This window comes from Marinomonas sp. A3A, from assembly GCF_018336955.1.
Lineage (GTDB): Bacteria > Pseudomonadota > Gammaproteobacteria > Pseudomonadales > Marinomonadaceae > Marinomonas > Marinomonas lutimaris.
In genome coordinates this window covers 2,058,868-2,072,196 of the sequence record NZ_CP025532.1, presented here as the reverse complement: position 1 = coordinate 2,072,196, position 13,329 = coordinate 2,058,868, and the positions used below count along the sequence as shown (strand labels likewise).

Genomic DNA, 13,329 nt, shown 5'->3' with positions numbered 1-13,329 from the left:
CAAGAAAAAAGCGCCTACTCAAGACGCACTAATAACAACGAGGTTTACCGACCTCCTATTAATAAGGACAAGATCATGTCGTCTTTTGACCATACAAAGTACACGCCATTCAAGCCAGTCGCTATTACAAACCGCACATGGCCTGATAAAGCAATCACTAAAGCGCCTATCTGGTCTAGTGTCGACCTGCGTGATGGCAACCAAGCATTGGTAGAACCAATGACAGTGGAACAAAAGAAACAGTTTTTTGCTCTATTAGTAGATGTTGGATTCAAAGAAATCGAAGTCGGCTTCCCTGCTGCTTCACAATTGGATTTTGACTTTGTCCGCTGGTTGATTGAAGAAGACCAAGTACCAGACGATGTTTACATTCAAGTATTGACTCAAGCGCGCCCAGAATTAATTGAGCGTACTTATGAATCACTAAAAGGTGCCAAAAAAGCCATCGTTCATGTTTACAACTCAACGTCTACAACACAACGTGAGCAAGTATTCCGCATGGACATGGAAGGCATCAAACAAATCGCAGTTAATGGCGCTAAATGCGTAAAAGAACACGCCGCAAAACACCCTGAAACAGAATGGGTGTTTCAGTATTCACCAGAAAGTTTTACTGGCACTGAAATCGACTACGCCATTGAAGTCGTTAATGCGGTTGCCGATGTTTGGCAACCAACACCAGACAACAAAATCATTATCAATTTGCCAGCAACGGTAGAAGTGTCCACTCCTAACCGTTATGCAGACCAAATTGAATACTTCTGCCGCAATGTTAAGCAGCGCGACAGCATGATTGTCAGCTTGCACACCCACAACGACCGCGGCTGTGGTGTAGCGGCAGCAGAATTAGGCGTTATGGCTGGCGCAGACCGTATCGAAGGCACATTGCTAGGTAACGGCGAGCGTACAGGCAACATGGACATCGTTACTATGGCGATGAACATATACAGCCAAGGTATTGATCCAGAGTTGGCGTTGGGCGATATGGACCGCATCATAAGTGTGGTTCAAGCTTGCACCTTATTACAAGTTCACCCGCGTCACCCATACGCAGGCGAATTGGTGTTCACCGCCTTCTCTGGCTCTCATCAAGATGCGATTAAGAAATGTTTGGCTAACCAGACCGATGACAAACCTTGGGATGTGGCGTACTTGCCAATCGACCCACGCGATGTGGGCCGCAGCTACCAAGAAGTCATTCGTGTAAACAGCCAATCCGGTAAAGGCGGCGTTGCTTATACTCTTGAGCAAGAATACGGCTTGGCTTTGCCACGTTGGTTGCAAGTAGAATTCAGTCCAATCGTTCAGCAGTTTGCTGAAAAAGACGGCGGCGTTGTGGATGCTGAGTCTATGAAGAACTTGTTTGAAAATAGCTTCATGACAGGCACGACACCATACAAATTGGGCAAATACGATCTTGCAAAAGATGATGTTGATACTGTTCATGCCGAACTTATCAGCAACAACTCTAGCATTAAGATTACAGGTAACGGCAACGGCGCGTTGTCTGCTTTCAGTGAAGCATTAGGCAAGCACTTCAATATGCGTGTCGATATCATCCAATACCAAGAACACGCTTTGACAGTAGGCAGCGACTCACAAGCCATTGCCTATGTTCAAGCCAACATAGATGGTGACCGTTACAATGGCGTCGCCATCGACAACGACATTGTATCTGCGTCAATCCAAGCACTATTGGCCACAGTGAATCAGAAAATCACTGAAAACAAAGACTCTGCTGTCGCGTAATGTATTACCTTTAGTAAATTGAGGGTAATGAAAAAGCCGAAAATTCAATCGATTTTCGGCTTTTTTTTGTGTGTTATTTATAGTTTTTTTAAACGCTACTAAGGGTGGTAAACCACCTTATTTCGGCCAGTATCTTTTGCCTCATACAAGCATTCGTCTGCACGCTTTAATACTGCAGCTTTATCTTCTAATTTACCGGTATAAAGAGCCACACCAATACTGGCCGTAATAGGAATTACAGTACCTTCATGTATCACTGGATGATCGGCAACGATACTACGATAACGATCAAATACTTTGAAAACATCTCCTTCTTTAACATTATGTAGAATAATACCGAACTCTTCTCCTCCCAAACGACCAATAATATCACTGTCTCTTAGGGCTATTTTGATTCGCTTTGACACTTCAACCAAAACAGCATCCCCAGCATCATGCCCATAGGTATCATTTACTACTTTGAATTTATCAAGATCAAACATAGCAAACGCCATAGGAACACCATAACGACGAGTGAAGGACATTTCTCGATCTAACATAAGTTCAAAAGAACGACGATTGGCAACATCTGTTAAGTGATCAGTTGATGCTAAATGCTCAAGAGCAAGGTTTGAATCCACAAGACGACGCCGCATATCGGCAATGCGTTGCATAGCCAACATTTTAGCCGACAGAACTTTTTGGCTAATTGGTTTAGTCAAATAATCATCACCACCCGCTAGAATCCCATCTTCTACATCATCATCTTCAGCACTGGCACTGAGAAATATGACTGGCAACCACTCCTGATGTTGTTGCTCTTGTATTTTACGAATCGACCTAACCGCATCGAAACCATTCATATAAGGCATTTGAACATCCATTAAAATAAGGTCCAAATCCTGTGAATGCTCCAAAAATTGATCTATCGCTTCCTGACCATTACTGGCTTCTATCGTACTATAACCTAGCTTGGATAAGTGAAGCTTCAGCAACAAACGGTCAGTGTTGGTATCATCTACCACTAACACTTTCATCGGCATTACAGCATATCCTGTAGTTTAGTCTTCACATTTTGATACATTGCTAGTATTTCTCGCAATTTAGTATTCAGTTCAGGCACAACCCCCTGACGACTTTCTTGTTCTAGCTGCGCAGCCATTACTGACATCGTCATTGCACCTACATTTTGGCTGACAGATTTCAAGCTATGAGCAAGACGAGAAACCGCTACGTAATCGATATCACTCTCTTCACTCAACATCTTGTCAAATGATGCCATGATGCTTTTTGCGTCATCAAAAAAGGCATCAATCAACAAGGTAAAATCACTTCCCAACAAAACTTTTAATTCATTCAAAACAGATTCATCAATTACAATATCCGACTTCACATCAAAAACAGAATCAGCCGCTTGCATAGTTTTGTCTAGAGTGTCATCTTTTGATTGATGACTATGAGGCAACCACTCATCCAACATATCAATAATCTCCTTTTGTTTAAAAGGCTTTGGCACTAAACCATCACCACCAGCACGCAGCACTTCCGATAATGTTTCAGCCATGAGATCAGCCGTTAATGCAATAATAGGCACGCGTTTATGCTGACTGTATTTTTCGGCTTGTCTAATACGACGCATAGCCGATAATCCATCCATTACTGGCATGTGTAAATCCATAAAAATAAGGTCTGGCTGATGGGCACCCCACATTTCTACGCCAATCGAGCCGTTTTCAGCACCAATAACATCAAAACCCATTCTCGTTAAAATTCCCTGCGCTACTGCCATATTGGCTTTCATATCTTCAACAACTAAAATGAGCCCCCTCTTATTTCCATTATCACTAACATCTGATACTTCGTCATCATCACTGCTATCTGCGTATGAAAGTTGATGCCCAAGCACATTATCAGACAATGCCGTAATCAGACCTCTCTTCAAGGCCAAAGCACTCATGGGTTTAGCAATACACATATTAACGCCAGCAGTAGCCAACTCACTTTGAGTTAGCTCACCGGCAGAAGAAGTCATCAAAATTATAGGTTGATACAAAGAGCCGCTCATTTCTCGAATCGCTGTAGAAAGCATCAGACCATCTAACTCTGGCATCATGTAATCTATAACCACCAGCTGATACGGCACATTTTTATCCATCGATTGCCTAATGAGACTTAAAGCATCCACAGGGCTTAGCTCTGTATCTGCATAGATATCGCACGACTTCAGCTGATTTTTAAGTATGGCTAAGTTGGTTTCATTATCGTCAACGACTAAGGTTTTCTTACCAAGTAATAGATTTTCATCAACCACAGTTTCGATGTGAGACATTGCATGACTTTCTGATAGTGCAAATGACACCGTAAAAACAGATCCGACATCCAATTTACTCGACAAAGAAATATTGCCATCCATTAAACCAACCAATTGTTTCGTAATCGCCAAACCTAAACCGGTTCCACCAAACTTACGTGTTGTTGAACTATCTGCTTGCACAAAAGCACTAAACAATTGCGGCTGCACATGATCTGCAATGCCCACTCCAGTATCAGCAATACTCAGAGTGATGGCGGCTACCCCTTGTTGATCAACGGCACCTTTTGCGGATACCAATACATGGCCCGAGTTGGTGAACTTAATCGCATTACTAATAAGATTAGTTAACACTTGCTTAATACGAAACACATCGCCCACCAAAAAGCGTGGACAAGATTCATCATATTCCACCAATAAATCGATGCCTTTTTCTTCCGCCTTCATCAGCAATAAGCGCACGACATCATAAATGGCTTTTTCTAAATTGAAATCAACACGTTCGATAGAAAGATGACCCGCCTCTATTTTGGAAAAATCCAACAAGTCATTAATTAAACCCAAAAGCCCCTCGCCGGACTCTTTCAGTATGCGCAATTGCTCCTTTTGCTCTGCGTTTAACTTACTACCAGAAAGTAATTCAGCCATACCTAATACACCATTTAATGGTGTTCTGATTTCATGACTCATGGTAGCAAGAAAATTGCTTTTTGCCTTACTGGCTGCAACCGCTTGATCGCTCGCTTCCCGTAAAAGCACTTCTGTTTCTTTTCTAGAAGTAATATCCATGTTCACACCAATAAGATGTGATGCATGGCCTTTTTTATCAAATACAATGGCAGCATTGGATTTCAAATAACGAACCTGCCCATCTTTTCGCATGATCCTAAAATCAAAATCTAAATCTTTAGAGATATGGGAAGCATCCTCTTTACTGGTAAAATACGCTCCGCTTTCTTCTAATCCAGCAAACACATCTCTTAATCTGACTTTATCTTCCGGATAAACACAATCATCCCAAACCAGAAGTGGCTGAGCTCGCTCACCCATAGAAAAACCATAAAGTCGATACATCCAGTCATCCCAATGCAAAGTACTTTCTTGCAGATCGAATTCCCAGACACCTATGCCAGCAGCATCCGCTGCGATAGATAAACGCAAATTGGTATCTATCATTTTCTGCTCAACTTCTAGACGCTCTGTCACATCACGAATATGAGCGATATAGCCGCCGAGGCTTCCGTCAGCATTTCGAATCATGCTACCAATCGTTTCGGTATGAAAAATCTTACCCTGTTTATTTTTATAGCTCACACGATAACGATTTAAAACATCTTCTACATCATCTTTATAAGCTTGGCCTTGCCGAATAAAATCGCTTTCATCCGCATACAAAACTTGGGTGGTTTTACCTCGTAAATCATCAAGACTATAACCAAACAGCTCAGTGAAAGCTGGATTTAACATTTTTATTTCACGATTTCGTCCGACAAGCACGATCGCCTCTGGCGCATTTTCAAAAAGCGACTCAAAGAATATTTTTTGCTCGCGCAGATCATTCTCATATTGAGCCTGTACAGATCTATCGTAGGCAAGAGTCATCTCATTACCAACCCACTGAGCAAGCAATTTCATTACTTCATAATCATCATCACCAAAAGGCTGATTCTTCGGGTTTGGACTAGAAAAATTGAGTGTTCCCCAACGCTTACCACTGACATAGATAACAATGCCAATGTAAGCTTCTAATCCAAAGCCCTTATAACAAGGATGTTCTTTAATATCACTAATCGCTGTATGGTAATAAGATGTCGGCAAATCACTACCAAGAGTGTGAACACAATAGGTGTTTCCTAGCTCAAACTGTGCACCTGGAAGCACTTCTCCGTTTGGAGTATGGCTGTATTCCACTTGATAAATATCGCCGTTAATTGAGCTGATAAGCCCAATCGGTAAGGCAAAATGTTCGACGCCAACTTGTAGAATTTTTTGCAGTTTTTCATCTAATGATAAATCTGAATTGGCCGTCACTTCATGCAAGTTCTTTAACGTTTTCAACGTTCGTTTTTGTGCAGTTGCACCATCACCAATTGATATAGGTTTTCCATCTACATGCGGCAGTGAAGATAATTGCACTGGAGATGAGGCCATTAAAGTTGAAAAAAGACCTACCAAGGAATCAATATGCTCTTCCAGCAATTCATTATTGAGTAAACAAGGAGTATCACTTAAGGAAATCAATCGAACATCATGAATGCCTAAAGGCTCGATAACACAGCTAGCAATATTTGGTAAATCAGAAAATAAAACGTGAGCGGAAGGCGTACTTTTTATATCGAAATATCGGGAAGAAGCAAAAGTATTAAAGCGAAATAGTTTAGTGGAACAATTTATCTGATGAAGGCCATCGACTTCACCAGATAAAACCACACGACCATCTTTAAAAAGTAAACCAGCACAAGACATACCTAAAAGAGACCTAGCTACTTTTAAAGCAGCCTCAAATTGACCCATTCACTTCCCCTTGGCTTATGCATGTCAAACGCAATCAGAAAAACTAATTAAGCACCACCCTACTTATAAAACATATCAGAAAATCAGGATTCTGCTAGGCAAAAGATAGAAATACTATGGCAGTAACTTATCGATCAGAACACAATCCTTAGTATCATTACGGCTGGCTTTGACTTTATCTAATACTTTTTGCGCGACGTCTTTTTGGCGTTCTGAAACATATTTTGAATCAACTGTCTTTTGAACGTTGCTCAAGTAAGCATCTAACTTTGGCGTGCAATAATCGTCAAATGCCAAGGCGCTAGTTGAAGTAAGTAATACAGAGATCCCCACCAAGCCAACAGAGAGTGAAGTTTTGAACAACATAATATTTTCCTAAACAGTCTATTTAATTAGGAAAAATTAGACCATAGACGAAGCTAAAGTGAAACCTTAAGCTGAGCCGCAATCACTCATTTACATGTTTAAATCATCAAGTCGTTGTAACACCTTGTTACGAACATTAAGCAAAAGCACTTAGCAACTTCCATCTCAATGCTGCAACAAGATAAGGCCATTTATATCGAAATAACCTGATGACAAGTTTTTTGAACCAATGCAGCATCATGACTAACCAACAGCACAGCGCAGCCTGCTTCACAGGCCAACTCGACTAATAAGGCCGTCACCTCTTTTGCCGTGATTGGATCAAGCCGAGAAGTCGGCTCATCAGCGAATAAAAACACTGGATCCAATAACAAGGCTCGCAATATAGCAAAACGCTGTAATTCGCCACCAGAAACCGCTAAGCAATTACGCTCAAGAATCCCATGCGGCAAACTCAAGCGATCCATCAAAGGTGCAATACGAGCTTTATCAATGCCATGCAAAAGTATCAAATCTTCCAGTAACTGACCAAGCGACACACTAGACGAAAACGCCGACGGCGGATCTTGATACAATTTTAACCATTGATGCGGCTTAGCTGTTTTATTCGAGCGAAGAATACTCCCAGCCGAAATCGGCAACAGATTCAGCAAGGCATCACCAAGCGACGATTTACCGCAGCCACTGTCACCGACAATACCAACCACTTCGCCCTGTTTGATAGAGAAAGACAAACCGTCAAACAACACTCGCCCACCTCGCGCAAGACTCAAATTGTCGGCAACCAAAATCGCTTCTGCGCTATCCTCACGAATACTCGGCGTAATATCGTGCCATGCGCTTGGCTCGGCAGAGATCAACTCACGCGTATAATCGTCTTTTGGATAATCAAGTACTTGAGTCGCCTCACCTTGCTCAACTAATCGCCCTTCTTTCATCACCAATAGCAAGCCACTCAACTGACGAGCAACCGCGACATCGTGCGTAATCGTCAGCAAGCTACCCAAGCTTGAACGAGCCTGCAGCAACTGCACAATACCGTCCCGACGCGACACATCCAGCCCTTTGGTTGGTTCATCCGCCAAGATAACATGTGCACCACCCGCAGTGGCGGCTGTAATAGCAAGGCGTTGTGCCATACCGCCAGACAATTCATCAGCTCGTTTATGTCCGCTGTCTTCCAAGCCAACACGACGTAGATCATCTTCAGCAATGGAAAGAGACTCTTGCGCACTCTTCTCTCGTACGAACTGATACACCTCTTTAACTTGATCCACCCCCTTCATTAAAGGATCAAGGGAATGCCAAGGCTCTTGTGGCAGCATTACCATCTCTTTGCCCCACAACGCCCGACGTTCATCAATCGACATTACTTTGCCAAACACTTCCACGTCACCAGCCATACTTAAATCATCCGATAATAACCCCATAATAGCTTGTGCCAATAAGCTCTTACCGGAACCAGTCTGACCCAAAATCGTGAGTGGTTCACCTTGCTTTAATTCCAAAGAAATTGGCTCTAGCAAACAAGTGTCACCCACATAAACCGCTACATTGGTTAATTTCAGGAATACACTCATGCTCGTTTCCCTGCCAATAAATGAAATGAAAACACCATCAAAGCGATGACAATCAAAGGTTGTGCTAATAACCAAGGCGCGTCACTGTAATAGGGGAATAACTCAACTGTCATCAACCCCAACTCAGCAAGCGGAGGCTGAATACCTACATAAACAAAACCCAACGACGCCATAGTTAAAATCGCGTTTGCGCCACCAAATGCCGCTAAGGTAAAAACCGAAGGTGAAATGGCAGGCCAAATATGACGTTTAAATTGATACCAACGACCAAACCCCATCATCTGTGAAGACTGTCTTGCTGGGCTTTGAATCACACCCTGCGTTACTGCCCGTACGACACGGAAATATTCTACCCACTGCACCAATGAAATGGCCAAATACAACACGAAGAAAGAACCCGGCGCTATGGCAGCAAATAACAGCACCACCACCAATCCAGGCAAAGCCAGTAAAATATTCACCACAATACCTAAGATATTATCGACCTTTTTACCGCCCCAAACTGCCCACACACCAAATGCCGTGCCCACTAGGGACGATGTCAACATACATAAAAGACTTAGCGCAAAGGACAAGCCCACAGCATGCGCCATACGCGTTAACATGCTACGACCAAAATGATCTGTGCCGAGCCAATGAGACGCCGAAGGCGCTTGCAAAATAGCGTCTAAATTTTGCTCTGACAAGCTATAAGGTGAAAACAAAATACCAAACAAAGAAAACGCCAAAAGACCAAGTAAAACACTCAAACCTAACCATTGGGAATGTGTCATTTTCATAAGGTTTTCGCTCCTCTTGGATCAATCCATAAGCAGATAATATCCACCAAGGTATTGAGCAAAACGAAGAGTATTCCCATCACCAAGGCAGCCCCTTGAATCACAGGAATATCACGAGCAAAAATAGCATGAGCCAAACCATGACCAATTCCCGGCCACGAAAATAACGACTCAATCATCACAATCCCTTCGATCATACTGACTAACTGAATACCGAAAAACGCCACGACCGGCACCGCAATATTGCGTACACCATGCTGACGAAATGTCTGCCAAGCAGACAAACCTTTCACTCTGGAGAATTGGTAAAACGCAGCCTGAAAGGTTCTCTTAGCTGAATCCCTAACAACTCGGTTGGAGACCGCTGCTAAGCTCAACGCCAAGGTGATAGCCGGCAAAACCAAATGCGCTGGCGTGCCAAATCCAGCAACCGGAAACCAGTTCCAATGCAATGCAAATAGCAAAATGAACAACACACCCAATACAAACACCGGCATAGCACGAATTACACTGGACAAGCCCATCAACACAGAATCCAAAGGATTCCCGCGCCAAGCACTTAATAAACCCAACGGCACGGCAATCAACACAGACAACATAAGTCCAGCAACCGCCAACAACAAGGAATGACCTAACATATGTTTAAGCGCATCCACTACAGGCAAGCCACTAACTAACGAATCACCCAAGTTGAATTGCAGAAGGTCTGCTAACCAGTGCCAATAAGCCGTCAAAGCACCTTGGTCCAAATTCAACTCTGCGCGCACCAAAGCCGCCGCGTTGGAATCAACATTGTCTTGCCCATAACGACTGGCCGCAATTCGATATGCCATATCACCAGGTAAAGAACGCATCAATATAAAAGTCAAGGTGCCANCCCCCCAGACCACAGTTATCAATTGAAGCGCCCTTTTAAACAGCATTGCCTTCATTGTTTTACGAACTCCATTTCATTTAAATAAAAGCTGCGCTCAAAAGGATCAAAACGAAAACCTTTAATTCGTGTATTTACAGACGTTTTCTGAACATAGGAAGACACTGGAATCATCGGACGTTCGTCATAAATAATCTGCGCGCTACGTTGAGCAATTTCTTTGTATTTAACCGGATCAGAGGTTTGTTCTAATGCTAATAAATCAGCACTTAACGCCTTATTATTCCAATTCATTGCACCCCAATCGCCACCGCCATTGGAACCAAAATCAGACAATATCACGCCTAATGGATCGGCAATAAAGCCATAATTACGCGCGATTAAAGCAACCTCTAACGAACCATCTTGATGGCCCATTGGAATAGCGCTGGAATTAGTAACTTCTACTTTTGTTGTTACACCAATAGCTTGCCACTGAGCCTGAATAGCCGTCGCCACCGTAGTCAGTTCTGGTCTATCCGCGTAAGTTATAAGCGTCAATTCAAACAACTCACCGTCTCTCTCTAACATTCCTTGTGAGTTTTTCTTCCATCCCAAAGATGCCAACAATGATTCAGGCGTACCAGCATCTGCTTCGGTTTCAGAAGTGACATTCTGCAAATACCAATTAGACATAGATGCTGGCAATAATTGCTCAGTTTCTGAACCGGGAATACGCAGCACACCTCTGGCGATACCCTGTCTATCAATGGCTAAACTCAAGGCTTTACGGGCTCGCACATCGTCTAAAAACCGATGACCGCTATTTAGCTTTAACACTATCGTTCTAGGAATAGGATTTGAGTACAGATTTAAAATATCCACACGCTGCAGCGAAGGCAAACTGGCAGGATCTAAGCCAAAAACAATATCTACTTGGCCACTTCTTGCTTGCAACACGCGGCTTTCAGCGCGATGCCCCGTTAAATAACTCGCGTAAGGAATACTGGCTTTCTTTCCCCAATAGTTATCGAATTTCTCAACAACAAGTTTATGTGGCGGCGCAAATTGAAAAACCTTATAAGGACCAGTACCTAATAATGCCAACACTTTTTTATCTTTGTCATAAGCGGCTGGAGATAAAATACCATTGGCATAATTCGCTAACACTGCACCTAACAAGGTATATGGACGAGATAAAGAGATAACGACGGAATGATCTCCTACCGCTTGGATACTTTCAATTGGCGCATTGCGTAATGCGCCATGCTTAGATTGAGCAATCAAAAGGCTATTCACTACCTTATCGGCATCCATCAAAACGTCATCGTGAAAATAAACACCATCACGTAAGTCAAATGTCCAAATTCTCGCGTCTTCACTGATATGCCAATCTTTTGCTAGCGCTGGAATGAGCAAGCCATTTTCATCCACATCCAAAAGCGTTTCTAGTACTTGCATTCGACTAAAGACAAAACCATTTTTGGCTGGATCTAAACTAGTAAACTCAAAGGCCGCGCTAACAGATACAGTGTTAGATGATGTTGGCCCAGAACAAGCTGTCAACGCCAAGAGACCACTCAGTATTGAGACGCAAAAAAATATTCGTTTAAAAAAAGGTATTACTCTCATGTCCATATTATCCATAACAATAAAATAAAAAGTTATGATATAACATATTAAACAATTCTGACAATCATTTGAGAACAACTTGCATTAACGTCTAATATTTGATCAATAAAGTACCTATTAAAACTTATCTGATTGATGCACTAATCAAAAAAAAACCAGTCCAACGGATGTTGAACTGGTTTTTAACGAACTTGCTTATTTTACCTTCTGCTCACTAAGCAGAAAGCTATCTCATGTCTATTATTTGAAAACGCGTTTTCTAACGCCTTCCAATCGTTTCAGAATTGCATCAAGACGCTCAGGCTTCACCATAAACTCTTGGAAACCCTTCATGCCCTCTTGAGCCATGCTTGGATCAGTATCACGATCATAAAACTGAGCGGTACCAGCAGCACTGTTCAACATTGCTACACCTTTATTCAAGAAAAAATCATCCGGTGCTTTAGCTTTATTGTTAGGTGGAATTTGCAACAAGACACCATTTAACATGGTTTGATTATCGGCACGTGCCATAAACTCCAAGAATTTCCGAGCATCAACTTTGTTTTTTGCTTTTGCTGGGATATGAACTGTTTCCATTGGTGCATCTTCGGCAATAGGAATAGCTGGATCAATAATAGGAAATTGGAAAAAGCCCATCTTACCATCTAGCTCTTTGGGAAAGTTAGGCACGATAAAGTTACCAATCAAATACATAGCGGCTTTACCGTTGTACATAAACGGCTGCGCTTCTTGCCAAGAATAAGATGCATGGTTTTCTAGGAAATAACCTTTATCAATAAGTTCTTTCCAATGTTCAAACGTTTTGCGCACGCGAGGGTCTGTATAAGGGATTTTACCGTCCATCAAATCGATGTGGAACTCCAAACCATTAGTGCGCAAATTCAAGTAATCAAACCAACCTGCTGCTGTCCATAGATACTTAGTACCTATCGTAATGGGAGTAATGTCATTGGCTTTTAGCTTCGCGTTAACCGCAAGAAATTCATCCCAGGTTTTCGGCTCAGACAAACCTAACTTATCAAAGATATCTTTGCGGTAATAAATCCCCCACTGATAGTAACTATAGGGAATGCCCCACTGTTTATTATTCAATGTAGAAGCTGCCGTCGCTGCAGGCATGATTTCTTTTAGACCTAATTTCTGCCAAATATCGCTAACATCTTCAAAAAGATCACGATCAACAAAGCTTTTCATACGATTACCTGAGTACCAGAAAACGATGTCTGGCGGCGTAGTCGATAGCCAATTACGAATGGCGGTTTTATAACCTTCTTTGTCGTACAGATTGTATTTCACTGTGATGTCAGGGTTTTCACTTTCAAATTTCTGCACCATTTCCGTAAACGCTTTCTTCGGTGCAGGGTCAGCCTGATCGGAGTTGATTACCAAGGTACCAGCATTAGCAATAGAGACAGCACCTAATGCCATTACCCCTACTAATAAGGATTGTATTTTTTTCATGTAAATAAGCCCTCTTTTTGTTTTTATTAATTGGAACCAAGTTTCAGTATTGACCAAACAAAACGATTAATCAATAAACGAAACAAAGTTCCATTTAAATAG

Annotated in this window: 9 protein-coding genes; 1 reads left to right on the top strand and 8 read right to left on the bottom strand. The window is 42.2% G+C overall.

What is annotated here, in order from left to right; genetic code table 11:
- Window positions 1–75 precede the first annotated feature (75 nt).
- On the top strand, window positions 76–1,749 hold the full coding sequence (gene leuA, locus CYL31_RS09550; protein WP_212918675.1) for a 2-isopropylmalate synthase: 1,674 nt from the start codon (window positions 76–78) through the stop codon (window positions 1,747–1,749).
- 98 nt (window positions 1,750–1,847) lie between these two features.
- Here leuA and CYL31_RS09545 read toward each other — a convergent pair whose 3' ends face one another.
- The 8 genes from CYL31_RS09545 to CYL31_RS09510 form a co-directional block, all read right to left on the bottom strand.
- Window positions 1,848–2,771: a GGDEF domain-containing response regulator gene (locus tag CYL31_RS09545; protein WP_212918674.1), complete on the bottom strand. Its 924-nt coding sequence runs from the start codon at window positions 2,769–2,771 to the stop codon at window positions 1,848–1,850.
- On the bottom strand, window positions 2,771–6,553 hold the full coding sequence (locus CYL31_RS09540) for a response regulator (RefSeq protein WP_212918673.1): 3,783 nt from the start codon (window positions 6,551–6,553) through the stop codon (window positions 2,771–2,773). The genes CYL31_RS09545 and CYL31_RS09540 overlap by 1 nt, the downstream gene beginning before the upstream one ends.
- A 114-nt stretch (window positions 6,554–6,667) precedes the next feature.
- On the bottom strand, window positions 6,668–6,919 hold the full coding sequence (locus CYL31_RS09535; protein ID WP_100635801.1) for a hypothetical protein: 252 nt from the start codon (window positions 6,917–6,919) through the stop codon (window positions 6,668–6,670).
- Window positions 6,920–7,110: 191 nt separating this feature from the next.
- Window positions 7,111–8,499 carry an ABC transporter ATP-binding protein gene (locus tag CYL31_RS09530; RefSeq protein ID WP_212918672.1) on the bottom strand — a complete coding sequence of 463 codons (1,389 nt, stop codon included), beginning with the start codon at window positions 8,497–8,499 and terminating at the stop codon, window positions 7,111–7,113.
- The gene (locus CYL31_RS09525) at window positions 8,496–9,278 is read right to left on the bottom strand and encodes an ABC transporter permease (RefSeq protein WP_212918671.1); all 783 of its coding nucleotides are present in this window, start codon (window positions 9,276–9,278) and stop codon (window positions 8,496–8,498) included. The genes CYL31_RS09530 and CYL31_RS09525 overlap by 4 nt, the downstream gene beginning before the upstream one ends.
- Entirely contained in the window at window positions 9,275–10,147 is an 873-nt protein-coding gene (locus CYL31_RS09520) for an ABC transporter permease (protein ID WP_249411753.1), read from the bottom strand. Before CYL31_RS09520 ends, CYL31_RS09525 begins: the two co-directional genes overlap by 4 nt.
- 59 nt (window positions 10,148–10,206) lie before the next feature.
- On the bottom strand, window positions 10,207–11,703 hold the full coding sequence (locus CYL31_RS09515) for an ABC transporter substrate-binding protein (RefSeq protein WP_249411752.1): 1,497 nt from the start codon (window positions 11,701–11,703) through the stop codon (window positions 10,207–10,209).
- A 300-nt stretch (window positions 11,704–12,003) separates the two neighbouring features.
- Window positions 12,004–13,227: an ABC transporter substrate-binding protein gene (locus CYL31_RS09510; protein WP_212918668.1), complete on the bottom strand. Its 1,224-nt coding sequence runs from the start codon at window positions 13,225–13,227 to the stop codon at window positions 12,004–12,006.
- Window positions 13,228–13,329: the final 102 nt, after the last annotated feature.